General features: G+C 65.5%; 23 protein-coding genes. 8 read left to right on the plus strand and 15 right to left on the minus strand.

The window, feature by feature from the left end; all coding sequences use genetic code 11:
- Positions 1-129: 129 nt before the first annotated feature.
- Both A1D30_RS13390 and A1D30_RS13395 read left to right on the plus strand, forming a co-directional pair.
- The gene (locus tag A1D30_RS13390; protein ID WP_063461214.1) at positions 130-906 is read left to right on the plus strand and encodes an SAM-dependent methyltransferase; all 777 of its coding nucleotides are present in this window, start codon (positions 130-132) and stop codon (positions 904-906) included.
- A 1-nt stretch (position 907) separates the two neighbouring features.
- A complete protein-coding gene (locus tag A1D30_RS13395; protein WP_242421881.1) occupies positions 908-2,095 on the plus strand; it encodes a hypothetical protein in 1,188 nt (395 codons plus the stop codon).
- A gap of 111 nt (positions 2,096-2,206) precedes the next feature.
- Here A1D30_RS13395 and A1D30_RS13400 read toward each other — a convergent pair whose 3' ends face one another.
- The 4 genes from A1D30_RS13400 to A1D30_RS13415 all read right to left on the minus strand — a co-directional run bounded on the left by A1D30_RS13400 (position 2,207) and on the right by A1D30_RS13415 (position 5,444).
- Complete coding sequence (locus A1D30_RS13400) at positions 2,207-3,253, minus strand: S49 family peptidase (protein WP_063461216.1); 1,047 nt, start codon at positions 3,251-3,253, stop codon at positions 2,207-2,209.
- 88 nt (positions 3,254-3,341) lie between these two features.
- Positions 3,342-3,719: a Rieske 2Fe-2S domain-containing protein gene (locus A1D30_RS13405; protein WP_063461388.1), complete on the minus strand. Its 378-nt coding sequence runs from the start codon at positions 3,717-3,719 to the stop codon at positions 3,342-3,344.
- Positions 3,720-3,740: 21 nt separating this feature from the next.
- The gene (locus A1D30_RS13410; protein WP_063461217.1) at positions 3,741-4,415 is read right to left on the minus strand and encodes an HAD-IA family hydrolase; all 675 of its coding nucleotides are present in this window, start codon (positions 4,413-4,415) and stop codon (positions 3,741-3,743) included.
- Between the two features lie 27 nt (positions 4,416-4,442).
- Positions 4,443-5,444: an RluA family pseudouridine synthase gene (locus A1D30_RS13415; RefSeq protein WP_063461218.1), complete on the minus strand. Its 1,002-nt coding sequence runs from the start codon at positions 5,442-5,444 to the stop codon at positions 4,443-4,445.
- 599 nt (positions 5,445-6,043) lie between these two features.
- Here A1D30_RS13415 and A1D30_RS13425 point away from each other — a divergent pair.
- From A1D30_RS13425 to queF, 4 genes are all read left to right on the plus strand, one after another.
- On the plus strand, positions 6,044-9,205 hold the full coding sequence (locus A1D30_RS13425; RefSeq protein WP_063461220.1) for an Rne/Rng family ribonuclease: 3,162 nt from the start codon (positions 6,044-6,046) through the stop codon (positions 9,203-9,205).
- A 237-nt stretch (positions 9,206-9,442) separates the two neighbouring features.
- Positions 9,443-10,228: a peroxide stress protein YaaA gene (gene yaaA, locus A1D30_RS13430; protein ID WP_063461221.1), complete on the plus strand. Its 786-nt coding sequence runs from the start codon at positions 9,443-9,445 to the stop codon at positions 10,226-10,228.
- A gap of 42 nt (positions 10,229-10,270) precedes the next feature.
- A complete protein-coding gene (locus A1D30_RS13435; RefSeq protein ID WP_199865987.1) occupies positions 10,271-11,179 on the plus strand; it encodes a 2OG-Fe(II) oxygenase in 909 nt (302 codons plus the stop codon).
- A 77-nt stretch (positions 11,180-11,256) separates the two neighbouring features.
- Positions 11,257-12,102, plus strand: a complete 846-nt coding sequence (queF, locus tag A1D30_RS13440) for an NADPH-dependent 7-cyano-7-deazaguanine reductase QueF (RefSeq protein ID WP_063461222.1) — start codon at positions 11,257-11,259, stop codon at positions 12,100-12,102.
- A gap of 8 nt (positions 12,103-12,110) precedes the next feature.
- Here the strand turns inward: queF and A1D30_RS13445 are convergent, their stop codons facing one another.
- The 10 genes from A1D30_RS13445 to A1D30_RS13490 form a co-directional block, all read right to left on the minus strand.
- A complete protein-coding gene (locus A1D30_RS13445; RefSeq protein ID WP_063461223.1) occupies positions 12,111-12,377 on the minus strand; it encodes a hypothetical protein in 267 nt (88 codons plus the stop codon).
- 169 nt (positions 12,378-12,546) lie between these two features.
- Positions 12,547-13,035: a tetratricopeptide repeat protein gene (locus A1D30_RS13450; protein ID WP_063461224.1), complete on the minus strand. Its 489-nt coding sequence runs from the start codon at positions 13,033-13,035 to the stop codon at positions 12,547-12,549.
- Positions 13,036-13,200: 165 nt separating this feature from the next.
- Positions 13,201-13,998 carry an anti-sigma factor gene (locus A1D30_RS13455; RefSeq protein WP_063461225.1) on the minus strand — a complete coding sequence of 266 codons (798 nt, stop codon included), beginning with the start codon at positions 13,996-13,998 and terminating at the stop codon, positions 13,201-13,203.
- The gene (locus A1D30_RS13460; protein WP_063461226.1) at positions 13,995-14,630 is read right to left on the minus strand and encodes a sigma-70 family RNA polymerase sigma factor; all 636 of its coding nucleotides are present in this window, start codon (positions 14,628-14,630) and stop codon (positions 13,995-13,997) included. The genes A1D30_RS13455 and A1D30_RS13460 overlap by 4 nt, the downstream gene beginning before the upstream one ends.
- A gap of 117 nt (positions 14,631-14,747) precedes the next feature.
- On the minus strand, positions 14,748-15,977 hold the full coding sequence (locus A1D30_RS13465) for a DNA polymerase IV (RefSeq protein WP_063461390.1): 1,230 nt from the start codon (positions 15,975-15,977) through the stop codon (positions 14,748-14,750).
- 160 nt (positions 15,978-16,137) lie between these two features.
- Positions 16,138-17,823, minus strand: a complete 1,686-nt coding sequence (locus tag A1D30_RS13470; protein ID WP_063461227.1) for a thiamine pyrophosphate-binding protein — start codon at positions 17,821-17,823, stop codon at positions 16,138-16,140.
- A 23-nt stretch (positions 17,824-17,846) separates the two neighbouring features.
- Entirely contained in the window at positions 17,847-19,073 is a 1,227-nt protein-coding gene (locus A1D30_RS13475) for a pyridoxal phosphate-dependent aminotransferase (protein ID WP_063461228.1), read from the minus strand.
- Positions 19,070-19,987, minus strand: a complete 918-nt coding sequence (locus A1D30_RS13480; protein ID WP_063461229.1) for an amino acid ABC transporter substrate-binding protein — start codon at positions 19,985-19,987, stop codon at positions 19,070-19,072. The genes A1D30_RS13475 and A1D30_RS13480 overlap by 4 nt, the downstream gene beginning before the upstream one ends.
- Positions 19,988-20,061: 74 nt before the next feature.
- The gene (locus tag A1D30_RS13485; protein ID WP_063461230.1) at positions 20,062-21,258 is read right to left on the minus strand and encodes an FAD-binding oxidoreductase; all 1,197 of its coding nucleotides are present in this window, start codon (positions 21,256-21,258) and stop codon (positions 20,062-20,064) included.
- Positions 21,259-21,281: 23 nt separating this feature from the next.
- Complete coding sequence (locus tag A1D30_RS13490) at positions 21,282-22,817, minus strand: aldehyde dehydrogenase family protein (RefSeq protein WP_063461231.1); 1,536 nt, start codon at positions 22,815-22,817, stop codon at positions 21,282-21,284.
- 243 nt (positions 22,818-23,060) lie between these two features.
- On the opposite strand from A1D30_RS13490, the gene A1D30_RS13495 reads away from it, so the two are divergent.
- Both A1D30_RS13495 and A1D30_RS13500 read left to right on the plus strand, forming a co-directional pair.
- Positions 23,061-23,972, plus strand: coding sequence for a LysR family transcriptional regulator (locus tag A1D30_RS13495; protein ID WP_199865988.1), 912 nt, complete (start codon positions 23,061-23,063; stop codon positions 23,970-23,972).
- A 203-nt stretch (positions 23,973-24,175) separates the two neighbouring features.
- Positions 24,176-25,258 (plus strand): PDDEXK nuclease domain-containing protein, encoded by a 1,083-nt coding sequence (locus tag A1D30_RS13500; RefSeq protein ID WP_082836447.1) that lies wholly within the window; start codon positions 24,176-24,178, stop codon positions 25,256-25,258.
- 75 nt (positions 25,259-25,333) lie between these two features.
- Here A1D30_RS13500 and A1D30_RS24805 read toward each other — a convergent pair whose 3' ends face one another.
- A complete protein-coding gene (locus tag A1D30_RS24805) occupies positions 25,334-26,407 on the minus strand; it encodes a serine hydrolase (protein WP_157891332.1) in 1,074 nt (357 codons plus the stop codon).
- Positions 26,408-26,450 lie beyond the last annotated feature (43 nt).

Genomic DNA, 26,450 nt, shown 5'->3' on the forward strand with positions numbered 1-26,450 from the left:
GCCCTCCCCCTCTCCTTCGGGAGGGAGACACACCCAGTGGCCTGGCCAAGCCAGCTCCACGGGTGCGCTGGCCTGCACCGCGTCAGTATCCCCAGCACCGGACACTGCGCAGCGCAATGGAGGCCAACGATGAATGCGAAAACCGGCACGCTGTACCTGGTGCCTGCCCCCCTCGACTTTGGCTGCGACACCCAGGCCCCGCTGCAGGACGCTCTGCCCGCAGCCACGCTGCAGACAGCCGCGCGCCTGACCCATTGGGTGTGTGAAAACGCCAAGAGCACACGCGCCTACCTCAAGCGCATCGACGCCCTGCACCCCCTGGCAGCGTCCCTGCAGCAACAGCAGATCACCGAGCTGCCGCGCGAAGTCCACAAAAAGGGCGACCACGGCGACAAGGGCTCGGCCCCGTTCGACGCCCGCCCGTTGCTGACGGCGGCGCTGAACGGGCACGACATCGGCCTGGTCAGCGAAGCGGGCATGCCTGCTGTGGCCGACCCGGGTTCGTCGGTGGTCCGCGCCGCGCACGACCTGGGCCTGCGCGTAGTGCCGCTGGTGGGGCCGGTATCGCTGCTGCTGGCCCTGGCGGCCAGTGGCCTCAATGGGCAGAACTTCGCCTTCGTCGGCTATCTGCCACAAGACGGGCAAGAGCGCGCACAGCGCATCAAGGAGCTGGAGGGCATTGCACTGCGCACGGGCCAGACCCAGCTGTTCATTGAAACCCCCTACCGCAACCCCGCCCTGTGGCAAGCCCTGGTGCAGACGCTGCAGCCCCACACGCGCCTGGCGCTGGCCAGCGGGCTGACACTGCCCGAGGCACGCATCCACAGCCAGCTGGTTCGGCAATGGCGCCAGCAACCCGCACCGCCCGACAACCGCACCCCGGTCGTGTTTGCACTGGGCCGCTAGCATGGTGAAGCACCCCTACCCTATTGCTATATTTTTGATAGCTATCAGCGCTTATGGAACGCGCGCAGAAGCCATTATTCGTTGTGAATTGAATGGCAAGGCGATCAATATTTCCAACGGTGGCGAGACCGCAGGCCAGTCCGGCCTGGTGCGCTGCCGCGACGAGAACACCGGCCATGTGCAGCGCGAGCAGCAATTGCAGAACGGCAAGTTCATGGGCCTGGAACGCATGTTCGACCGCGAAGGCCGCCTGCAGCGCGAGCGCAGCGTGAACGAACGCGGCAACAGCCATGGCCGGGTGGCGGAGTTCTGGCCCAACGGCCAGCTGCGCCGCGAGGAAACCGCCGACAACGGCCGCACCCTGGGTGCGGTGCGGCGCTTCGATGCCAGCGGCCGGGTGGAACGCGTGTCCTTCCACGGCGAGGGGCAGGAGCTTTTTTATGTGGAGTACACCAGCAAGGGCCAGCCAGCGCGCCTGCTGTGCCCGCGCACCAGCGTGTTGCCCGAAGACCGCAAGCTCTGCGGTTTTGACGGCGCCGCCGACACCCCACTTTTTGCTGAAAGCGGTGCGCGCTCGGCCCAGCTGCGCTACGACCAGGGCCGGCTGCTGAGCGCCACCGAATGGACCGCCGACGGCATCGTCTCTGCCCAGCAACTGGTGGTGGACGGCCGGCGGGTGCACAAAAGCTTCACCACCGAAGGCGGCAAGAGCGTGCTGCGCGAGGAGCGTGTCTTCGCGCCGGACGACTGCACGCTGTGGGACACGCGGGGCCCCTTGCTGAGCGCCAAACGCTATGGCGCGTCGGGCCAGCTCATCGAGCAGCGCAGCTTTGCCGAGGGCCGCGAGGTGCAGGTGGAGCGCTGGTACCTGAACGGCGCCGTGCGCGAGCGCAGCGCCTGGAGCGGCACCGGCAAGGACGCCCGCCTGCTGCGCGAGATGTACCGCGACGACGGCAAGCTGGCGCGGCGCGACCAGCTCAATGCCGACCAGTGGCCCGTGGGCACCCAGCAGGCCTTCCACGACAACGGCCGCCTGGCGCTGGAAGAGCAGTATTCGGCCCCCGACGGCCGAGGGCGCACCCGGCTCACGGCGCGCAAGCAGTGGGATGACACCGGCAAGCTGACTGCAGACGACACCATCCTGGAAGACGGATCACGCCAGCGCAAGGCGGGTGGGGTGGACAGCTGAAGACGCCGTCCATACCACCCACACCGGCCCCCATACGCAAAATGCCCTGAATGGAAACTCCATCCGGGGCATTTTTTTCTGCCATCGGCCAGCTGGCCGGGTGGGCTGCGGTCAGCGCAGCTGAGGGCCCGCCAGCGACAGCGACCTTACCGCGCCCACACCAATCGCAGCGCCAAATCGCTTGACCAGGCGTTCCGCCACGTTGTCGCGGCGGGTGTAGTCGATGATGTCTTCGGCTTTGACCACTTCGCGGGCCACATAGTCCAGGTTGCCCAGCTTGTCGGCCAGGCCCATTTCCACAGCCTGCTGGCCGGTCCAGAACAGGCCGCTGAAGGTGTCGGGCGTGGTCTTGAGGCGGTCACCCCGGCCTGCCTTCACCACGGCGATGAACTGCTGGTGGATCTGGTCGAGCATGGTCTGCGCGTAGGCACGCTGCTTTTCAGTCTGTGGGCTGAACGGGTCGAGGAAACCCTTGTTCTCGCCCGCCGTGAGCAGGCGGCGCTCCACACCCAGCTTTTCCATGGTGCCGGTGAAGCCAAAACCGTCCATCAGCACGCCGATACTGCCCACGATGCTGGCCTTGTCCACATAGATGTCGTCGGCGGCTGCGGCGATGTAGTAGGCGGCCGAGGCACAGGTTTCTTCCACCACCGCATAGATGGGTTTCTTGTGCTTGGCCTTGAGGCGAATGATCTCGTCGTTGATGATGCCCGCCTGCACCGGGCTGCCGCCGGGCGAGTTGATGAGCAGCACCAGCGCCTGCGAGCCTTCGTCTTCCAGCGCACTGCGCATGGCGGCGACGACAAATTCGGCACTGGCCTCGGCCCCGCTGGCGATCTCGCCCTTGATGTCCACCACGGCCGTGTGGGGGGTGCTTTTGCTGGCGCTGGGCGAGGCCTGGCGCAGGGCGGTGAAGGCCACGGCGGCAATCAACACCAGCCAGGCCAGGCGGAAGAAGATCTTCCAGCGGCGGGCGCTGCGTTGTTCTTGGAGGGCGGAGAAGGCCAGCTTTTCCAGCGTGGCGCGTTCCCAGCCAGGTTCACGCGATGGGTCGCTCACAGATGCTCCTGAATTTGTAGCTGCTTGCGCCCACAGGTCGGGCGCGGGGTTGCTTTTGGGGTCAAAACCCGAGGGTCCGGGCGATTGGGGGTCGGTCATGTCTTGTGTCCTGGGCACTGCACCACTGCGGCCGGCGCCCCCACACAGGCGGCGGGTGGCGTGGGTCCAGGCTTTCCATCTGGGTTGTCTAGAACTCCACGGGCTGCAGGTGGTGGGCAGTATGCCAGTGCACCACACCATCGCTTTCTGACAAAGCAATTTTCACCAGCCCGCCCCGGCAGGGTCCTCCGGCACACTGGCCCGTGTGGGGCAGGTAGGCCGCCCCATGGGTGGAGCACAGCAGCCATTGGCCGGTGTCATCAAAAAAATGGCCTTCCTGGTAGTCCATCTCCATCGCCACATGGGTGCAGCGGTTGAGGTAGGCATGGGGCACGCCCCGGTAGCGGATGGCAAAGGCGCGGCAGGTCTGCCCCGCGTAACGCACATCAAACGCCACCGCCAGGCCGCCATCGACCAGGTCGGCGCTGTTGCACAGGGCAAGGGACTGTTCGGGGGGCGTGGTCATGGCGGGTTCGTTCACACCGTCTCAGCCATGCTGCAGCAGCCAGTCGTGCAGCTCACGCACCGAATGCGCCACCGCCAGCGGATTCAGCGCGTGGAAGACATCGGGCTCGTGGGCGCCGTAGCTCACGCCCACGCTCGCGCAGCCTGCATTGACTGCCATCTGCAGGTCGTGGGTGGTGTCGCCAATCATCAAGAGGCGTTCGGGCGCCACGTCAAATTCGACCATCAGCTCCTGCAGCATCAGCGGGTGGGGCTTGCCAGCAGTCTGGTCGGCCGTGCGCGAGCCGTCGAACACGCCACGCAGGTCTACCGAATGCAGCGCCTCGTCCAGCCCCCGGCGGCTTTTGCCCGTGGCCACGGCCAGCAGGTGACCGCGCTCGCGCAGATCGTTCAGCAGGGGCAACACGCCGTCGAACAGGCTCAGGTCGTCCTGGTGCTGGATGTAGTGAAAGCGGTAGCGGTTGCCCAGCTCGGTGTACTTCTCGGGGGGTACATCCGGCGCCGCATGGGCCAGCGCCTGCATGAGCCCCATGCCGATCACGTAGGCCGCCTCCTTGTCGGTGGGCACGGTGCCACCCACGTCGCGCACCGCCGCCTGGATGCAGCGCACGATGATGGCGGTGGAGTCGAACAGGGTGCCATCCCAGTCAAAGGCGATGAGGTCGAAGCGGCGCGGGCGGAAGTTTTTGGCGGACATGGAAGCAAAGTTTTTCGCGCAGGATCGTCAGGCGGTAGGCACAAAATCGGCCAGCTCGGGAGGCAGCTCGGCAATCAACTGCACACGCTCCCCCGAGGCGGGGTGGTTGAACTGTAACCGCCATGCATGCAGGAACATGCGCTTCATCCCCTGCTTCTGCAGGCGTTTGTTGAGGTCGAAGTCGCCGTATTTGTCGTCGCCCACGATGGCGTGCCCCTGGCTGGCCAGATGCACCCGGATCTGGTGGGTACGGCCGGTCTTGATGGTCACCTCCAGCAGCGACGTCGCGGGCAGGCCCTGGGCCGTGCGCGCAGGCACGGTGCTGCGCACCTTGACCAGGGTGATGGAGCGCATGCCGTCCGGGTCGTCGGCCGTGGTTACGCGCACGCGGCGTTCTCCATCCGCCTGCAAATATTTGTGCAGCGGCAGGTCGATGACCTTCTTGTTGGCGGGCCAAGTGCCGGTGACCAGCGCCAAGTAGGTCTTGCCCGTCTCGCGCTCGCGGAACTGGTCCTGCAGGTGAGTGAGCGCTGACCGCTTCTTGGCCACCAGCAGGATGCCGGAGGTTTCGCGGTCCAGCCGGTGCACCAGCTCCAGGAACTTCGCCTGCGGCCGCGCCTGGCGCAATTGCTCGATCACCCCAAAACTCACGCCGCTGCCGCCGTGCACCGCCACACCGGCGGGTTTGTCGAGGGCGATCAGGTGCTCGTCTTCGAGCAGGATGGGAAATTCGCGCGCGGGCGCCGGGCGCTCGGCCTTTTCGGCCACCTTGTCGGAGATGCGCACGGGCGGCAGGCGCACCTGGTCGCCCGCTTCCACCCGGGTGTCGGCGCTCGCGCGGCCTTTGTTGATGCGCACCTCACCGCTGCGGATGATGCGGTAGACATGCGTTTTGGGTACGCCCTTCAGGTGGCGTATCAAAAAGTTATCGAGCCGCTGGCCGGCGGAGTCTTCATCGACCTCCACCATGCGGGCTGCGGGAAGGCCCGCAGGAGCGGCGGGCGGTTTGGCCCCTATAATGTGTTTCACCTGCGCGTTGTCATGTAAGTGGTTGATTTGTCTGGAGTTTAGTCCACACAGCCCATTGCCCCGTGCAGGCAGGTCGATGCCAGCGGGTGTCGTGCGCGCAGATTGCAGGCCAGATGCCTGTGGTGGCCCGCATGCCACGCGGCGGGCTGACAGATTGAAACACTGATACGGAATCCCCCAAGCTGGCAGATGTTCCCTACCCGGGCGCAGCCTGCCAGCGGATCAAAGCGAGCATGTGGTTGTTGATGGCATGGATGATGACCCTGTGGCGGAGGCTGCGGCCTTTGGCTGCATGCTCAAAATCGCCTTCAGCGCCCAGCCAGCAAGCGCATTCAGCTACTTTTTTGCTAGCAAAACTGCGCTCCTACCACTCGCCCCCATCCACGCGCCCCTGCCTCACGATGCTGCGCTAGAGCGCGGCAGATCATTGGCATTCCCGGCAATTCCCTTCGTTTCGATGCGTCAGTCCAGGCATTCACAGCTCCTGTAGAGCTTGTTGTATTGGTTTGGAAACTGTGGGCGGCAGCCCGCGCAGCCCGTCCCTGTGGATCAGGTCGGCTGCACCGCTGCTGTCCGCGAAACACTGAAGGAATCGCATCATGAAGCGGATGCTCATCAACGCCACGCAAGCCGAAGAACGGCGCCTGGCCATCGTCGATGGACAAAAACTCCTCGACTACGAAATCGAAATCGAAGGGCGCGAACAGCGCAAGGGCAACATCTACAAGGCCGTCGTCACGCGCGTCGAGCCTTCGCTGGAAGCCTGTTTTGTGGACTACGGCGAAGACCGCCACGGCTTCCTGCCGTTCAAGGAAATCTCGCGCCAGTACTTCGCCCCCGGCGTCTCGCCCAGCCAGGCGCGCATCAATGAAGTGATCAAGGAAGGCCAGGAGCTGCTGGTCCAGGTCGAAAAGGAAGAGCGCGGCAACAAGGGCGCGGCCCTGACCACCTTCGTCTCGCTGGCCGGCCGCTACGTGGTGCTGATGCCCAACAACCCCCGGGGTGGTGGCGTTTCGCGCCGCATCGAGGGCGAGGACCGCGCCGAGCTCAAGGAGGCGATGGACCAGCTGGAATACCCCAACGGCATGTCCATCATCGCGCGCACGGCCGGCATCGGCCGCACCGCGCCCGAGCTGCAGTGGGACCTGAACTACCTGCTCAAGCTGTGGACCGCGATTGACGGCGCTGGCAAGGGCGGCAAGGGCGCCTTCCTCATCTACCAGGAATCGAGCCTGGTGATCCGCGCGATCCGTGACTACTTCAACAACGATATCGGTGACATCCTCATCGATACCGACGACATCTACGAACAGGCGCAGCAGTTCATGGCGCACGTCATGCCCGAGCATGCCGCCCGCGTGAAGCGCTACCGCGACGACGCCGCCCTGTTCAGCCGCTTCCAGATCGAGCACCAGATCGAATCGGCCTACGCCCGCACCGTGCAACTGCCCTCGGGCGGCGCCATCGTGATCGACCACACCGAAGCGCTGGTGTCCGTGGACGTGAACTCGGCCCGCGCCATCAAGGGCGGCGACATCGAGGAAACCGCCACCCGCACCAACCTGGAAGCCGCTGACGAAGTGGCCCGCCAGATGCGCCTGCGCGACCTGGGTGGCCTGATCGTGATCGACTTCATCGACATGGAAGAGTCGAAGAACCGCCGCGAAGTGGAAAACCGCCTGCGCGACGCGCTGCGCCAGGACCGCGCCCGCGTGCAGTTCGGCACCATCAGCAAGTTCGGCCTCATGGAAATGAGCCGCCAGCGCCTGAAGCCCGCATTGAGCGAAGGCTCGTCCATCCCCTGCCCCCGATGCGGCGGCTCGGGCCACATCCGCGACACGGAATCGTCGGCCCTGCAGATCCTGCGGATCATTCAAGAAGAATCGATGAAGGACAACACGGCTGCCGTGCACTGCCAGGTGCCGGTGGAAGTGGCATCGTTCCTGCTGAACGAAAAGCGCACCGAGATCGCCAAGATCGAACTCAAGCAGCGCGTGGCCGTGTTGATGGTGCCCAACAAGACGCTGGAAACCCCCAACTACCGACTGGAACGCCTCAAGCACGACGACCCGCGCCTGGACCACATCGAAGCCAGCTACAAGCTTGCCGAAGAAGTGGAAGACCCCACGGCCGTGACGCGCCGCTCGCAAGAGCCCACCAACAAGCAGACGCCGGTGATCAAGGGCGTGCTGCCTGACGCACCCGCTCCACAGGTCGAGCCCCGCCCCGAAGTCGCGGCCCGCCCAGCGCGCAGCGGCCAGGCCCCACGCGGTGCGGCCACGCCAGCGCCCGCACCGGCTCCGGTGGCAGCGCCTGCCCCGGCCGCCCCGCAAGAGCAAGGCTTCTTTGCCTGGCTCAAGAGCCTGTTCGGTTTTGGCGGCACGCCCGCAGCGACCCCTGCCCCGGTGGCAGCCCCTGCCGCCGCACCGACCGGCGAGCCCGCAGGCCGTGGCGAACCCCGCCGCGACGGCCGCAACGGTGAAGGCCGTGGCCGCCGCAGCGGTGGCCGCGATGGCAACCGTGAAGGCCAGCGCGAAGGAGGCCGTGACGGCAACCGCGAAGCAGGCAGCGGCGAAGGCCGTGGCCGCCGTGGCGAGCGTTCGGCCGAAGGCCGCGCCCCCCGCGACGCCGAGAGCCGCCCACCCCGCGACACCGACCGCCGCCCCGAAGGCGAAGGCCGTGAAGGTGGTGGCCGCAACGGACGCGACGGGCGTGACGGTGGCCGTGGCCGCCGCGATGCCGAACCGCGCCAAAACAATGCTGGCCTGAACGCCGACAACACCGCCGCCAGCGCACAGGTGGAAGGCCCGGGCAACCAGGGCGCAGAGGGCGCAGCGGCCCAGCAGCCACGCGGTGAACGCGGCCCCCGCCGCGAACGGGGTGATCGCGGTGACCGCGCCCCCCGTGGCGAACGCGCACCCCGCGCCGTGGAAGCCCAGGAAGCCGCAGCAGCCCAGGCCCCCGCCGTGCCCGGCGACTTCGCCGACACAGCGCCCATGGCCTCGCTGCCCGACCTGGACCTGAGTGGCAATGACGCCCCCGGCAACGGCCAGGGCGCAGCCAGCGAAGAACAGCGCCGCGAGCGCCGTTCGCGCGACCGCTATGGCCGTGACCGCCGCGAACGCGGTGAACGTGGCCCCCGCGACGGCAATGGCACCGAAGCAGCCGCCGCACCGGCCATGCTGGACTTCGACCCCACCCAGGCCGAGCCCGCAGCAGCCCCAGCGGCTGCCGCACCCCAGGACGAGCCACCACGCCGCAGCTACTTCAGCGCCCCGGCCACTGCGGCCGCCGCTCCTGAGGTTGCAGCCACTGCGGCTGCACCGGCACCCGCCCAGGCCGTCGCACCGGCCATGGCCCCTGTCGCAGCACCCGTGGCAGCACCGGCAGCACCAGCGGCTGCGCCCGTGGTCGCCGCTGCCCCTGTGGCAGCCGCCCCGGCCACGCCCGCAGCTGTGGCACCTGCAGCCGCCCCAGCTGCTGCTGCAGCCCAGGGCGGCCTGCCCCGCGTGCAGACGTTCACGCTGCCGGTCGATGCGCTGCAGCAAGTGGCTGCTTCGTCGGGCCTGCAATGGGTGAACTCCGATGCGGACAAGATCGCAGCCGTGCAGGCCGCGATTGCCGCCGAACCCAAGCCCATCCACGTGCCGCGCGAACGCCCCCCCGTGGTGGTGCTGGACGAAGGCCCGCTGGTGCTGGTGGAAACCCGCCGCGACCTGTCGGCCATGCCGCTGCCTTTTGAGCAGCCACCAGCGGCTTGAAGCCCACACATGGCCGCCGCCCCCGGGCAGTGGCCGTGAACCCAGAAGGCGGCTCCGGCCGCCTTCTTTTTTTGGGGCCCCGCGAGCAAGGCCCGGCGCCTTGTTCAGCGTTGTCAGCCAGCGCCCGCCAATACCCATGGGCGACCGGCGCCCGGGATGGAGCAGGTACCATTTCCTGCACAGCCCGCGCCGCCGCTGGCAAACCGCCCCTTACAGATCCGAGAGCTTTCCGCCCCCATGCTGTTCCTGCTGTCCCCCGCCAAATCGCTCGACTACGACACGCCCCTGCCCGAGGGCCTGCCACACACCACGCCGCAATTTGTGCCGCAGTCCACGGCCCTCATCGAGGTGCTGCGCACGCAGTCTCCGCAGCAGATCGCCTCGCTGATGGAGCTGAGCGACGCGCTCGCTGCCCTCAACGTGGCGCGCTACCAGGCCTGGCGGCCCCGCTTCACGGCCAGCAACTCGCGCCAGGCGGTGCTGGCTTTCAATGGCGATGTCTACGACGGGCTGCAAGCCCGCAGCCTGGGCCCTGACGACCTGGGGTGGGCACAGAGCCATGTGGCCATCCTGAGCGGCCTGTACGGCGTGCTGCGGCCGCTGGACCGCATGCAGCCCTACCGCCTGGAGATGGGCACGCGCCTGGCCACCAGCGCGGGCAGCAACCTCTACCAGTTCTGGGGCAGCCAGATCGCCGAGCACCTCAACACCCGGCTGCGGGCCGACACCACGCCCGTGGTGGTCAACCTGGCCTCGCAGGAATACTTCAAGGCCGTGGACCGCAAGGCGCTCAAGGCCCGCGTCATCGAATGTGTGTTTGAGGACTGGAAGGGCGGCAACTACAAGATCATCAGCTTCTTTGCCAAGCGCGCGCGCGGCCTCATGGCACGCTATGCCATCACCCACCGCATTGCCACGCCGCACAAGCTCGAAGGTTTTGATCTGGACGGCTATGCCTTTGCCCCGGCATCATCTGAGCCGGAGCGCCTGGTGTTCCGGCGCAAGGCGGCACCTGCCGCATGAATTGAACTGTTCTGCCCCACCGCACCCCGTTGAAGGACCGCCATGGCATCACGCTCTGACACGCATTCCGACAGCACCACCACGGCCCAGCGCAGCCACACGGCGCGCCAGGCCATCACGCCCGAGCTGCGCCGCTGGATCATCGAGCAGGCCCAGGCCGGCCACGCCGCGCCCGTGGTGCTGCAGTCCATGCGCGATGCGGGCTGGGATGAAGACGTGGCCGCCGACGCGCTGGAGATCACGCTGCAGGACCACCTGAACGAGCTGGCCGTGCAGCAGGGCCTGCCCTCGGCCGTACCCGTGCCCGAGCCGCAGCTCGGTGCGTCGCCCGCGCAGGTGGACTGCGGCGACCGCATGGTCAACGTGCTGCTGGCCATGGCCCAGCCGCGCATCGTGGTGTTTGGCAACCTGCTGTCGCCCGAGGAATGCGATGCCCTGATTGCCGACGCCGAGCCCCGCCTGGCGCGCTCGCTCACCGTGGCCACCAAGACGGGCGGCGAAGAGATCAACGCCGACCGCACCAGCGACGGCATGTTCTTCCAGCGCGGAGAAACCCCGCTGATCCAGCGCATCGAGGCGCGCATTGCACGCCTCTTGCACTGGCCCATCGAGAACGGCGAAGGCCTGCAGGTGCTGCACTACCGCCCCGGCGCCGAGTACAAGCCGCACTACGACTACTTCGACCCGGCCGAGCCCGGCACGGCCACCATCGTCAAGCGCGGCGGGCAGCGCGTGGGCACGCTGGTGATGTACCTCAACACCCCCGAAAAAGGCGGCGGCACCACCTTCCCCGACGTGCACCTTGAGGTGGGCCCACAGCGCGGCAATGCGGTGTTCTTCAGCTACGAACGCCCCCACACCTCCACGCGCACCCTGCACGGCGGCGCCCCCGTGATCGCAGGCGAGAAGTGGATCGCCACCAAGTGGCTGCGCGAGCGGGAATTCAAATAAAAACAGGCCTTACCGCCCGTCCATATTGCCTCAATAGCTATCAAATAGATAGCAAACATCCTTATCAACACACCAGCATGAACACGCCAGAACAATCCCAGCTTGGCAAGGCCTCGGCCTATGTGGACCAGTACGACGCCGCGCTGCTGTTCCCCATCCCCCGCGCAGGCAAGCGGGCCGAGATCGGCATCACCGGCGCTGCGCCCTTCTTTGGCGCCGACCTGTGGACAGCGTTCGAGCTGTCGTGGCTGAATACGCGCGGCAAGCCGCAGGTGGCGCTGGCGCACATCACCGTGCCCTGCGAGACGCCCAACATCGTCGAGAGCAAGTCGTTCAAGCTCTACCTCAACAGCTTCAACAACACACGGTTTGCCGACATGGCCGAGGTGCAGGCCCGCATCCGCACCGACATCAGCGAAGCCGTGTGGCGCGGCGCCGAGCACCCGGCCACGGTGGGCGTGAAACTCATCGCGCCCGAGCTGTTTGACCAGGAGCCCGTGCACGAACTGGACGGCCTGAGCCTGGACCGGCTGGATGTGGAATGCACGCGCTACCAGCCCGCCCCCGAGCTGCTGACAGCCGAATTCAACGCGGGCCCGGTGACCGAGACCCTGACCAGCAACCTGCTGAAAAGCAACTGCCTGGTGACCGGCCAGCCCGACTGGGGCAGCGTGCAGATCAGCTACAGCGGCCCGCAGATCAACCAGGAAGGCCTGCTGCAGTACCTGGTGAGCTTTCGCAACCACAACGAATTCCACGAGCAGTGCGTGGAGCGCATCTTCATGGACCTGTGGGCGCGCTGCAAACCCATCAAGCTCACGGTGTATGCGCGCTACACGCGCCGGGGCGGCCTGGACATCAACCCCCTGCGCACCAGCCACCCGCAGGGCCTGCCGCGCAACGTGCGCACGGCCCGGCAGTAAGCCCGCCATCAGCCCCGCACATCAAGCCAGTCACACCGTAGGGTATGGCGCAAATGTGCGCGGGTGCGCCAGGTCACGTACAGACTGGGCACAAAGATACCGATCAGGCTCACCGGGGCGGTGAGCGGCTCGCCAAAAGCGCAGAGGGGGAACCAGCCCACCCAGCCCAGTACCCACAGCGTCAGCACCAGGTCCCACAGGTGGTACTCCAGCGGGTGGTCCGCCTTGTGCGCAACATGCCATTGCTTGATGCGTTGCAGCTCGCTCAACGTCATGGGAATCTCCCGGAAAACGGGTGATTCAATGTAAGTTGCGAGTAAGAATTCGTCAAGAAATACCGGGATGGGGACGGTCCCCCTGAGGGTGACAAGGCCCACCGACTTGCCCGGCCCCTCCAGCAGCCCGCCAGTGCCCCCTGCCCCCCGGGGCACCAGCGCCCCCGGTTTACTGCGCGGGCTTGTAAGCCGCGATGGCCTTGGCCAGATCGGTGGTTTCCTCGCACTGCGCACAAATGGCCTGCAGTTTGGCAAGCTGGGCTTCGGCCTGCGCCTTCTGGCCCACCTTGAGGTAGCCCATGCCCGAGTATTCGAGGGCTCCTTTGTGGCGGGGGTCCAGCGCCAGGGCCTTGTTGTAGGCGGCAAACGCCTCGTCGTACTTGCCCAGCCAGCGGTTGGAGTAGCCCAGCAGGTTGTAGGCATCGGCATTCTGCGGGTTCTGGGCCACCACCTTGCTAAAGCTGCTGGCCGCCAGCGCCCAGTTCTTGGCTTCGATGGCTTTCTTTCCCACGGCAAAGTCGTCAATGCGGGTGTTTTCGACCGGCGTGGTGGGTGTATCGGCAGCATGGGCCGTGTGCAGCGCCCACAGGGGCGCCGCCGCCAATGCCAGGCTCAGCAGGGGCGTGGACATCCAACGGCGAATAGAAAAGGAAGGCATGGGAAGACTCCTGAAAACGCAGACCAGAAAAAAGGGGGTGAGAGGCCGCGATGGCCCCATGCCGCGCAACGGCACCTTGGACAAACGCCACGGAGCGCCAAACGGATGCAGTACGCGGAAAATTTTTTCTTGGCGACGCCGGGGGCTGCCTCGCCCGGCCCCCACTCACCACAGCTTGGCGCAGTTGCCGGTGAACAGCACGGTGCCACTGGGCACCTGGGGCGTTGCCGAGGTCTCCAGCGTCACCATGAGCTTGCTGACCTTGAGCAGCAGCTTCTCCGACGTATCGGGCAATGCCGACACCGCCGAGCCCGTCACCGGCACCATGCCCAGCGCAAACGGGGCACCGTCGGCGGGCACCGCCCACAGCACCAGCTGGGGGGCGGCGCCCGCCGACGTCGCTGGAGCCGCTGGCATCGCTAGCGTCGGAGGAAGGGTGATAGGCCCGATGGCCTTCACCGTCAGCGTGCGCCCATGGCGCAGCGAACTCACCAGCACCTTGCCATTGCCGGCCGCGTCCGTCAGCAAGCCCACATAGGCCTGCGGCAGCTTGTCCCCGGCGCGCAAGGCCACCTGGTCGCTCGACACAAACCAGGTGGGCACCGCAGCCACCAGCGCCACAGTGGCCACCGCACCCAGCACCACACCCGCCAAGCCCTGCAGCACCCCATGGCGCCGCCACAGCGCGCCCATCCAACCACCTTGTGGGGCGGCCTCTTTCACATTCAAATCGTGCTGCCGGGTGCGCGCCTCAATGGCGGTCCACACGCTTTGCGGTGGCTTCTGCACCGGCACCGAACTGGCCAGCAGGCCCAGCCGCCCTTCCCATTGCGCCACCAGCAACTGCAGGTCGCTGCGGTCTCTCAGCAGCCGCACAAACCGGCGGCGCGCACCACCACCCAGCGTGCCCAGCACATAGGCAGACGCCAGGTGGTCCAGCAGCGCAGGATGGGTGTATCTCATGTGCCCGCCCCTTGCGCGGCCAGGCAGTTTTTCAGGCGTTCCAGGCCCCGCCGGATCCACGCCTTGACCGACCCCAGTGGCGCGCCCATCTGCGCCGCCACCTCGGAATGCGACAGGCCCTGGTAGTAGGCCAGCGCCAGGCTTTGCCGGTGGCTCCCGTCCAACGCGTTCATGCAACCTTCGACGCGCAGCGCCTCGGCGGCCTGCTCCAGCAGATGCAGCGCGCTGGGTGCGGCGGCCCATGCAGATGCAGCACCCGGCGCGTCGCTGCCGTCCGTCTCACTGCCTGCAGGCTCGGTGGTGTCATTCCAGGCGCTTTCGGGCCGCCGCGCACGGGCGCGCAAAGCGTCCAGCGCCTTGTTGCGCACGATGGCAATCAGCCATGTCATGGGCTGGATGGGCTGCCCGCCCACTTCGCTGCGGTAGCTTCCAGCGTTTTTCCAAATGCTCACATACGCCTCTTGCAGCACATCCTCGGCCGCTTGCCCTTGCCCCAACATACGCACGGCAACGCCGAACAGATGCACATGGGTGCGCTGGTAGACCTGCGCGAAGGCCGCGTGATCGCCCCCGGCGGCGGCGCGGATCAATGCCTGCAGGTTGGCAGAAGAAACATCGGGGGCGGAGGCCATATGCGGGCGAGTATAGAAACGCGCCGGGTTTTGCAGCCCGCCTGCGCCCTGGGTGTTTACGCCGATTGCCACGGCCGCGCCGGGCCGTGACGTGGCAGGTCGGGGCGTCAAAGCGCGCTAAAAGAGCTGCGCCGTGCCACCCACACCGCCCGTGCCATCGGTGGTGCCTGGCTTGTGTTGGCGTGTTTCTGCCGCTGCCCCAGCCCGTGGCTCCAGCACGGGTTCTTCGCCCCGTCGCGCCAGGGTGCTGGCCCGCACGCCCAGCAGCCGCAAGCGCTTGTCCAAAGGCACGCGTTTGAGGCACTGCCCCGCCAACTGGCGGATGGTGGCACCGTCGGCCGTGTAGATACCTGCCGTGTGGTCCCGCGTGGCAATCTTGAAGTCGTCATAGCGCAGCTTGATGCCGATGGTGCGCGCCACATAGCCCTTGCGCTGCAGGTCCTCGGCCAGGCGCAGACACAGGTCGGTAAAGATCGCGCCCAGTTCCGCCTTGTCGCGCACGGCATGCAGGTCGCGGTCGAAAGTCGTCTCGCGGCTCATGCTCACGGGCTCGCTCTCGGTCACCACGGGGCTGTCGTCGCGGCCCCAGGCCACGCGGTGCATCCAGGCGCCGGTGGATTTGCCAAAGTGGCCGATGAGCCACTGCGGGTCTTGCGCCGCCAATTGGCCGATGGTCTCCACACCCAGCCGCGCGAGCTTCTCGCCCGCCTTGGGGCCGATGCCATTGACCTTGCGCACGTTCAGCGGCCAGATCTTTTCCTGCAGGTCGTCCTCGTAAACGATGGAGATGCCATTGGGTTTGTTGAACTCGCTCGCCATCTTGGCCAGCAGGCGGTTGGGCGCCACGCCGATGGAGCAGGTCAGCCCCGTCTTGTCGAAGATGCTTTTCTGGATGAGCCGCGCCAGCACCCGCCCGCCCTCGCGCTGGCCGCCGGGCACATCGGTGAAGTCGATGTAGACCTCGTCCACGCCCCGGTCCTGCATCACCGGCGCGATCTCGGTAATGGCGGCCTTGAAGGTGCGCGAAAAGCTCCGCACTTCGTCAAAATCCACCGGCAGCACGATGGCCTGCGGGCACAGCCTGGCCGCCTTCATCATGCCCATGGCCGAGCCCACGCCAAACTGGCGCGCGGCGTAGGTCGCCGTGGTGATCACGCCCCGGCCCACATAGTCCTTGAGCAGCGGGAAGTCTTCCACCGGGATGAAGCGACGCTCGCGTTCGGCCGTGCCGTCCGGCCCGCGCAGCAGCAGCTCGTCCACCTTGCGCCGCCCGCCACCAATGACCACGGGCAGGCCCTTGAGCTGCGGGTAGCGCAGCAACTCGACGGACGCGAAAAAGGCGTCCATGTCGAGGTGGGCGATGCGGCGCAGCTTGCCTCCGGTCTGGGCCGGGGTTGCGGGGTCGCTTTCAGCGAAATCAGATGCGGGAACGGTCACGCCCGCTATTGTGCGCGGCGGGGTGACAGCCTGCTGCCATCCCGCTCCCCGCGCTATCGCCGGGTCACCATCACTGTTTTGCCAGGGCCGCTTTGCGAATCCCCTGCAGCGTGCCGGTGGGCGTGATCGCCTCGGGGTCGATCAGGCAGTGCAACACGCTGGGCAGGCCGCTGGCGCGGGCGCGGGCCAATGCAGGTGCGAAATCTTCGGTGCGCTCCACACGCTCGCCGTGGCCGCCAAAGGCCTGCGCATAGGCCTTGAAGTCGGGGTTCTTGAGCTGCGTGGCGCTGATGCGGCCGGGGTACTCACGCTCCTGGTGCATGCGGATGGTGCCGTACATGGCGTTGTCCAGCAGCACCACGAGGATGGGCAGGCCGTACTGCACAGCGGTCGCAAACTCCTGTCCGTGCATCAAGAAGTCGCCGTCGCCCGCAAACACCACCACCTCGCGCTGCGGCCACAGGCGCTTGCCGCCCACGCCTGCGGGCAGGCCGTAGCCCATCGACCCGCTGGTGGGTGCCAACTGGCTTGCGTACGTGGTGAAGGGCCAGAAGCGGTGGACCCAGGTGGCGAAGTTGCCCGCGCCGTTGCAGAAGATGGTGTCGGCGGGCAGCACGCTCTTGAGGTGCTGCATCACCTCGCCCATCTGCAGATTGCCGGGGATGCGGATGGGCGCCGGGTCGCTCCAGGCCAGGTATTCGGCATGGGCTGCTTCGGTGTGTGCCTTCCACGCGACCGAGGCCGTGGGGCGCACTGCGTTGAGCGCGGCGGTGAATGCCTGTGGCGTGGCGTGGATGGCCTGCGTGGGGCGGTAGAGCTTGCCCAGTTCATCCGCATCGGCATGCACATGCACGAAGGACTGCGCGGGCGTGGGAATGTCGAACAGCTCATAACCTTGCGACGGCACTTCGGACAAGCGGCCACCCACCACCAGCACCAGGTCGGACGCCTTGATGCGTGCCAGCAGCTTGGGATTGACACCCAGGCCCAGGTCACCGCCATAGCAGGCATGCGTGGCCGGGAACAGCATCTGGCGGCGGAACGAGCAGTACACAGGAATCGACCACGCCTCGGCAAAGGCTGTGAACTCGCGCACCGCCTCCTCAGACCAGCGGCTACCGCCCAGAATCGCTACGGGATTCTTGGCGGCTTGCAGGCGCTGGGCTAACTCGGCCAACTGCGCAGCGCCAGGGTGGGTTTCCGTCACTTGGTAGGGCAGCGCATCGGCCACCGTGGCGGCTTCGGTCAGCATGTCTTCAGGCAGCGCCACCACCACCGGGCCGGGGCGGCCTGAAGTGGCGACGTGAAAGGCGCGCGAGATCAGCTCGGGCACGCGCGCCGGGTCGTCGATCTGCACCACCCACTTGGCCATGGTGCCAAACACGGCGCTGTAGTCCAGCTCTTGAAAGGCCTCGCGCCCCATGGCGCCGCGCGCCACCTGGCCCACAAACAGAATCATGGGCGTCGAGTCCTGGTGCGCAATGTGCACACCGGCCGATGCATTGGTGGCGCCGGGGCCGCGCGTCACAAAGCAGATGCCGGGCTGGCCGGTGAGCTTGCCCTGCGCCTCGGCCATCATGGCCGCGCCGCCTTCCTGGCGGCACACGGTCACGCCGATGTCGGCATCGTGCAGGGCATCAAGCACCGCCAGGTAGCTTTCGCCGGGCACACAAAAGAGCTGCTTCACGCCATGGGTGATGAGCTGCTGCACCAGGATCTGGCCGCCGGTGCGGGGGGTGAGGGAGGTCGTGTTCATGTCAACGGTATCGGATCAAAAATTCAGAACAGGGCCTGGCAGGCGCGCTGGATGCGTGCGCAAGCCTCTTGCAAATCGGCCGTGGACGCAGCGTACGAGATGCGGAAGTAAGGCGCCAGCCCCAGTACCCCGCCGGGCACCACGGCCACGTGGTGTTCGCGCAGCAGGTAGGCGCAAAAGTCGGCATCGGTGCGCAGCAGCAAACCACCCGGCGTGGTGCGGCCCAGCGCACCTTCGCAACTGGCAAAGGTGTAGAACGCGCCCTCGGGCACACGGCAGCGCAAGCCGGGTGAGACGTTGAGTGCGGCCACCACCAGGTCACGCCGGTCCTGGAAAGCTTGGCAGCGCTCGCGCACCACGTCTTGCGGCCCCGTGAGCGCTGCCACGGCTGCCGCCTGGCTGATGGACGAGGGGCAGGAGGTGGCCTGGCTCTGCACCACGGCCATGGCCGCAATCAGCGCCTTGGGGCCCGCGCCGTAGCCCAGGCGCCAGCCGGTCATGGCATAGGCCTTGGAGACACCGTTCACCGTCAGCGTGCGATCGCGCAGCGATGGCAGCACGGCGGCGGGCGTGGCAAACGCACGGCCGTCGTACAGGATGTGTTCGTAGATGTCGTCTGCCAGCAGCCACACCTGCGGGTGGCGCTCCACCACCTCCAGCACCGGGCGAAGCTGTTCTGCGCTGTAAGCCGCGCCGCTGGGGTTGGAGGGCGAATTGATGAAAACCCAGCGCGTGCGCGGCGTGATGGCCGCCTCCAGCTGCTCGGGCGTGATGCGAAAGCCGTTGGCCTCGGTGCAGGGTACGACCACCGGCACGCCGCCCGCAATCAACACCATGTCGGCGTATGACGTCCAGTACGGCGCGGGCAGGATCACCTCGTCGCCAGGGTTCACCGAGGCCATCAGCGCGTTGTAGAGGATCTGCTTGGCACCCGCGCCTGCGGTGATCTCGTTGAGCTGAAAGTCCAGCCCGTTGTAGTGCTTGAACTTGTGCTGGATGGCGGCCTTGAGTTCGGCCGTGCCGTCCAGCACCGTGTAGTGCGTCTCCCCCCGTGCCATGGCCTGCTGCGCGGCCTCCAGGATGTGGGCAGGCGTGTCGAAGTCCGGCTCGCCCAGGCCCAGAACGATCACGGGCTGACCCTGGCGCTTGAGCTGGTTGGCCTCTTGCGTCAGGCGCACGATTTCCGAGACACCGATGGCGCCCAGGCGGTCGGCCGCGCGGAAGGCGGTGGCGGGGATGGGAGCGTTCATTGCTGGTAGGTCTCCAGGGGCTTGTCGTTGGGGGTGGCAAACAGCTGGCGCAGCGTGGTGCCCAGTGGCAGGTTCAGGCTCATGTTCTTGGGTGGGATGGGGTTCACAAACCACTTGGTGTAGATCTTTTCCATCTCGCCGGACTGCATCAGCTTGGTCAGCACGCCGTCCACCGCCGCCTTGAAGGTGGGGTCGTCCTTGCGGAACAGCAGTGCGATGGGCTCAGCACCCAGCGGCTCGCCCACGATGCGGTAGGCCGAGGGGTCTTTGGAGTTGGCAATCATCCCGGCCAGCAGGTTGTCGTCGAGCACAAAGGCATCCGCACGGCCTGATTCGAGCAGCAGGAAACTCTCGTGGTGGTCCTTGCCCAGCACGGTCTTGATGGGCGCGCCGCCCAGCACGCGCTCTTGCTTGCGCAGCAGCTGCACGGCGGTGGTGCCGGTGGAGGCAGCGATGGTGCGGCCCGCCAGCTGGTTGATGGACTTGAGGTCCGAATCCTTGCGCACGGCCATGCGCACTTCGCTCACATAGGTGGTCACGGCAAAGGCCACCTGCTGCTGGCGCGCCGTGTTGTTGGTGGTGGGGCCGCAGCCAATGTCGAGCGTGCCGTTCTGTACCAGCGGCAAGGTGTTCTGCGCCGTCACAGCCATGTATTCGAGCTTGGCGTCGGGCGCGATCTCTTTGAGCACACGCTCGCACAGCTCGACGTGGTAGCCCACGTACTTTTCATTGGCGCCCAGTGCATAGGCCATGGGCGGCGAGGTCTCGCGCACGCCCAGCACGGCCTTGCCGGATGCCTTGATCTTCTCCAGCGTCGGTTGAGTGACAGTCTGCGCCAGCGCAGGTGCCGTGGTCAGGCAGGCCAGGGTCAGGCCTGCAGCGAGCGCTGTGAAGGTCTTGCGGGAAATTGCCATGTCGTTGTCTCCGTATGTTTTGTGGTTGGCAGGTTGAGAAAGGGGTGAGGGAAAACTGGCGGTACCGATGGCGCTCAGATCACGTTCTTTTCAAGCAGCGGCGCGTTGCGCGCAATGCGCTCGATGGACAGCGGCGACAGGTCCAGGCTCTGGTAGCTGCCCGTGAGCAACAGCTCGGCCACACCCCGGCCCACGGCAGGGCACTGCTGCAGGCCGTGACCCGAAAAGCCGTTGGCGAACACTAGGTTGTCGCACGCCGGGTGCAGGCCCACGATGGCGTTGTGGTCGAACGTGTTCATCTCGTAGTAACCCGCCCAGGCGCCCTGCATGCGCAGTGCCTCAAAGCCCGGAATGCGCTCGGCCAGCGTGGGCCAGATACGGTCTTCAAACGCGGCGTACTCGGGCTCCAGCGGGGCAAAGTCGGCGTCGTTGTCCGCATCGGGCGCAAAGCCGCAGATAAAACCCTTGCCCTCGGGCCGCAGCCAGATACCGCTGGTGTCGATGAGCAGCGGGCAACCCGGCAACGCTGCGGGGCTGGCCAGGTTGAACACCGTGCGACGCTTGCCCACCACGGGCAGGCCGATGCCCGCCCAGCCTGCAATTGCTGCAGCCCAGGGGCCACCGGCATTCACGGCGTAGCGACAGGGCAGCACGGAGCCGCTATTCAGTTGCACCGCGTTCACATGCAACAAGCCATCGCTGCTCGCCGTATCCAGCCCCACGGCTTCATCGGCAACGTAGCGCACGCCCTGGCTTTGCGCCTTCTTGCGCAGCGCCGTCAGCAGCAGGTAGCCATCAAACCAGCCCTCGCCCGACAGGCCCAGCGAGCCCAGCACCACGTCCTGCAGCGCCAGCCACGGAAAACGCTCGGCCAGTTGCTGCGGGCTGAGCAGCGCCACATCGGCGCCATGCTGCTTTTGCAGCGCGTGGTTCTCGCGCAGCGTGGCCTCACCGGCCTGGGTGGCCAGGTACAGGTAGCCACCTTCGTGCAGACCAATGTCGGGCACATCGCCATGGCACGCCAGCAGAGAACCCACGTTGCGCAGAAAGTCGATACCAAATGCCGAGATCTGGATGTTGATGTCAGTGGAGAACTGCTGGCGAATGGAGCTGGCAGACAGCGCCGACGAGGCGCGTGCGTAGGTCGGGTCGCGCTCGACCACCACCACCTCGCAGCTCGGTTGCTGCAGGGTGAGGAAGTAGGCAATCGCGCTGCCGATGACACCGCCGCCGATGATGACGATGGGGTGTTGGTCCTTAGCGTTAGGCATAGACGGTGCGGCCAGCGCGTGGGTCACACGTCAAACGTCACGCCCTGCGCCAGCGGCAGTGCGGTCGAATAGTTGATGGTGTTCGTCGCCCGGCGCATGTAGGCCTTCCAGCTGTCCGAGCCCGCCTCACGCCCACCGCCCGTTTCCTTCTCACCGCCAAACGCACCGCCAATCTCGGCGCCACTGGGGCCAATGTTCACGTTGGCTATGCCGCAGTCCGAACCCGCTGCGGACATGAACTGTTCGGCCTCGCGCACGTTGAGTGTGAAAATCGACGACGACAGGCCCGCGCCCACGGCGTTGTTCATGGCGATGGCTTCGTCGATGGCGCTGTAGCGCACCACGTACAGGATGGGCGCAAAGGTTTCGTGCAACGCGGGGCCTTCGTGTTTTTGCAGCTCCACCAGCGCGGGGCGCACGTAATACGCATCGGCACCGCCCACGCCCTCCACACGGCCACCACCATGCACCGTGGCGCCCAGCGCGCGGCTCTGCTCCAGGGCTTTTTGCATGCCATCAAAGGCCATGCGGTCGATCAGCGGGCCCACCAGCGTGCCAGGCGTGCGCGGGTCGCCCACCTGCACGTTGGCGTACACCTTGGCCAGCTGGGGCACCAGTTGGTCGTAAATGCTTGCGTGCACGAACAGGCGGCGCAGCGTGGTGCAGCGCTGGCCTGCAGTGCCCATGGCGGCAAACGCAATGCCGCGCAGGGCCAAGTTCAGGTCGGCCGTGGGCGCCACGATGGCGGCGTTGTTGCCACCCAGCTCCAGAATGCCACGCGCAAAGCGCGCTGCCAGGCGCGGGCCCACAGCGCGGCCCATGGCGGTGGAGCCGGTGGCAGACAGCACGGGCACACGGGCGTCGTCCACCAGCACCTCGCCGATGTCGCGCTGGCCCACGATCAGCTCCAGCAGGCCTTCGGGCGCATCGGTGCCAAACCGCGCAATGGCGCGCTGGGCAATCGCGTGCGTGGCCAGTGCGGTGAGCGGCGTCTTTTCCGAAGGCTTCCACACCACCGAGTCACCGCACACCAGCGCCAGCGCTGCGTTCCACGACCACACGGCCACGGGGAAGTTGAAGGCCGAGATCACGCCGCACACGCCCAGCGGGTGCCAGGTTTCCATCATGCGGTGGCCGGGGCGCTCGGTGGCAATCGTCAGGCCGTACAGCTGGCGCGACAGGCCCACGGCAAAGTCGCAGATGTCGATCATTTCCTGCACCTCGCCCAGGCCTTCGGACGGGATCTTGCCCGCCTCGATGGTCACCAGCAGGCCCAGGTCGCCCTTGGCGGCGCGCAGTTCTTCGCCCAGCAGGCGCACCAGCTCGCCCCGGCGCGGTGCGGGCACATTGCGCCAGGCCAGGAAGGCCGCATGTGCCCGGCCAATGGCGGCGGTGGCATCGGCCGCACTTTGCTGTGGCACCTGGGCCAGCACCTCGCCCGTGATGGGCGAACGCGCCGCCAGCGTACCGCCGGTGTACGCAGCGCGGGGCACGCCCAGGCGTTGCAACAGTTGATCGACTTCGGACACAAGGGGGGTGGCGGCAGGGGTGGCAGACATGGCGGCTCGCAAGGGTGGATGGGGCAGAGAGAGGGAAACAGTGTGGAAGAACACACGCAATGAATGCGCCAATATCCGCCAATCGCGCCACGCTGGATAGCGAAAAAATGGAACTACTTGATCACAAATCAGAATGAAGTGCCTGAAAATATCAGGACTACCACCCCATACCCAATGCGCGGCAGGGGCTCAAAAGGTTCAAATTTTGGCACCCATCATCATTCCCCCAATGCATAACCCGGTATGACCTTGCTGCGCCGCGCCTTCCTGCCCTCCACCGCCGACCTGTTGGCCTTTGAGGCCGCCGCCCGCCACCAGAGCGTGTCGCGCGCGGCCGAGGAGCTGCACCTCACGCAAAGCGCGGTGTCGCGCCAGATCCGCCAGCTGGAGGAGCAGATCGGCACCGCCCTCTTCCACCGCGTGCGCCAGCGCGTGGTGCTGACCGACGCGGGCCGCGTCTACGCCGCCGACGTGCAAAACCTGCTGCAACAGCTGTCGGCCAGCACACAAAAAGCCATGGCGTTCTCCAGCACCGACGGCCTGCTCAACCTGGCCGTGCTGCCCACGCTGGGCACGCGCTGGCTCATCCCGCGCCTGGGCGGTTTCATGGCGCTGCACCCCGAGGCCATGGTCAACTTCTCGGCCCGCACCGAGCCGTTTGACTTTGCGGGCACACCGTTTGACGCCGCCATCCACTTCGGCACGCCGCACTGGGCGGGCGCCGTGTGCGAATACCTGATGCACGAAGAAACCGTGCCCGTGTGCAGCCCCACCTACCGCGACCGCCACAACATCCGCACCCCACAAGACCTGACGCGCGTGGTGCTGCTGCAGCAAAGCACCCGCCCCACGCAGTGGGCCGAGTGGTTCGAGCTGGTGGGCGCCCCCACAGCCCTGGCCCTGCGCGGCCCGCAGTCGGAACACTTCGCCATGATTGCGCAGGCTGCGGTCTCGCACCTGGGGGCGGCCCTGCTGCCGCGCTTTTTGATTGAGCAGGAGCTGGCAGCAGGGAGTTTGGTGGAGCTGTCGGACCAGGTGCTGACAAGCACCGATGCGTATTACCTCGTGTACCCCGAGGCACGGGCGCAGACGCCGCTGGTGAAGGCGTTCAGGGATTGGGTAGTGGGGGAATGTGCGGGGCGGGGCCAGGGATGAAGGAGCGGAGAAACCCGCAAGGCACTGCGCTACGCACTGCCACCTGAAATGTGGTCAAAAAATGACTCCAACGCTTTTTGGTAAAGCGCAAGCAGCTATGAAAACAGAAGCACGTTGCCGCAAAGCACCACACCCCATGCGAGGATGTGCCCACCGAAGCTGTCGGGAACAAGAACGGCATAGTTCGTAGCCAAGGAGTTCGTATGAGTCAAATCAAACCACAGAAGAAAACCGCGCCAGCATCCGTGGCCGCAACGGATGCGCCCCAGTTGTTGATGGACCTACGGCAGCTCATCGAACAATCGCGCCAAGCAGCTGCGGCAGCTGTGAATGCAGGGTTGACTTTGATGTACTGGCACATCGGACAGCGCATTCGAACTGAAGTGCTTTCCGGGGAGCGCGCCAGCTACGGCGAGGAAATTGTCTCGACGGTGTCGAGACAATTGACGGCAGATTACGGCCGCAGCTTCAGCGCCAAGAGCCTTCGGCACATGATCCGGTTTGCTGAGGTTTTCCCAAATCTTGAAATTGTCTCGACACTGTCGAGACAATTAGCCTGGAGCCATTTTCTAGAGCTGATCTACCTGAAAGACCCGCTCGCTCGCGACTTCTACGCTGAGATGTGCAGCATCGAACGCTGGAGCGTACGCACACTGCGCGAGCGGGTGGATTCGATGCTGTTTGAGCGCACAGCCCTGTCCAAGAAGCCCGGCGAAACGATCCGCTCAGAACTGGACACCCTGCGCGCAGAGGGCGAAGTCAGCCCGCCCCTGCTGCTCAAAGACCCCTACGTTCTGGACTTCCTCGCACTGGAAGACCGCTATCTGGAAAAAGGCCTCGAAGACGCCATCCTGCGCGAGCTGGAGCACTTCCTGCTGGAGCTGGGCGCGGGCTTCAGCTTTGTAGCGCGGCAGCGCCGCATCCAGCTCGACAACGACGACTTCTATATCGACCTGCTGTTCTACAACCGCAAGCTGCGCCGCCTAGTGGCCATTGAACTGAAGCTGGGCGAGTTCCGCGCCGAATACAAAGGCCAGATGGAGTTGTACCTGCGCTGGCTGGCCAAACACGACCAGGAGCCGGGGGATCTGCCCCCGCTGGGCATCATCCTGTGCACCGGCAAAAAACAGGAGCAGATTGAGTTGCTGGAGCTGGACAAGTCCGGCATCCACGTGGCCGAGTACCTGACGGTGCTACCGCCGCGTGAAGTATTCCAACAGAAGATCCATGAGGCAATGGTGCAGGCGCGATTACGGGTGGAGCGGAGGGAGTCAACCGGAGCATGACCAAGGCTTCGACCAGCATGGGTCTACACGAATCGAAGCCCCATCACTCATTTCGGAAAGTTACTTCTGGTCCAATCAGTGATGAAACAAGTCCTCCATAGGCTGGTAGGAGGTGTTGTGCCCAAACACAACCAATATTCGTTGCGACTTTGGATCAAACACCAACATCTGGCCGCCAGCCCCGACAAACTGAGGGAGACCCCGCTTGTCTATCCACATCTGATAGCCATATTTTTTTGAAGCCCATGACGAGTCAAGGTGCGGAGCGATCGACTCAGCCATGAACTGTTTCATACAGGCATTGCCATCATGAAGAACGTCAAGCGCCATCATGCCAACTCGTGCCAAGTCTCGGGGAGTCACCCAAAGACCGCCATCCGCAATGGCCCGGCCATCCTTGCTGGCGACGCGAAGGAACGCATCGCTCGCCGCACCTACCTTGCGCCAAACAGCGATATCAAACCACTCCTGAAACTTCATCCCAACGGCACCTTCGATCACCAACGAGATGGCTGCAGTGTCTCGACCACTGTACTGAAATACCGAACCCGGCACGCGGGTTAGGCCATTTCGCACGAACGGTCTACTGTCTTTGCGAACGTACTCGCTGACACCAAGACGCCCTTCGAACTGGGCCATAAAGTCCTTAAAGTTGACGCCAGCAGGGACATCATCCATATAAGCCGGATCGGCGCCACTCGACATCGTGAGAAGCTGTTTAACACTAGCCTGACCTTGAACTGCTCCACTGAGTTCATTTGAGTAAGAAACGGCTGGGTCATCCAGGCTCTTAATTTTTCCTGCACAAAGAGCTTCGCCTGTTGCTATCGCTACAAGGCTCTTGGTTATCGACAAAGAAAAGAGTTGAGTCTTTTCATTCAAATCAGTGGCGTATTGCTCAAAAGCAATCCCCCCCTTGTCAATAAGGAGCAAAGCGAGGCTGTCTTTTGTAAATGCACGCTTCGCGGCTGCTTCAATTTTTGAATCTGTCGCAATGGATAACTCACGGGGTAAAGAGCTTCTACCAAGCACATAAGTCCGCTCAGCAGGTGGGTGCACTATGTGCGTGCGTCTAGGCAAATCAACCGCACCGATAGTCTGACTCAGACAGAGTACAAATGCGCAAGCAAAACCCTTGGATCTTTTCATTGCTCCTCCCATAGCGGTATCGAAGTTGACCAAGCAATCCTAA

It is taken from the genome of Acidovorax sp. GW101-3H11 (assembly GCF_001633105.1).
Lineage (GTDB): Bacteria > Pseudomonadota > Gammaproteobacteria > Burkholderiales > Burkholderiaceae_C > Acidovorax.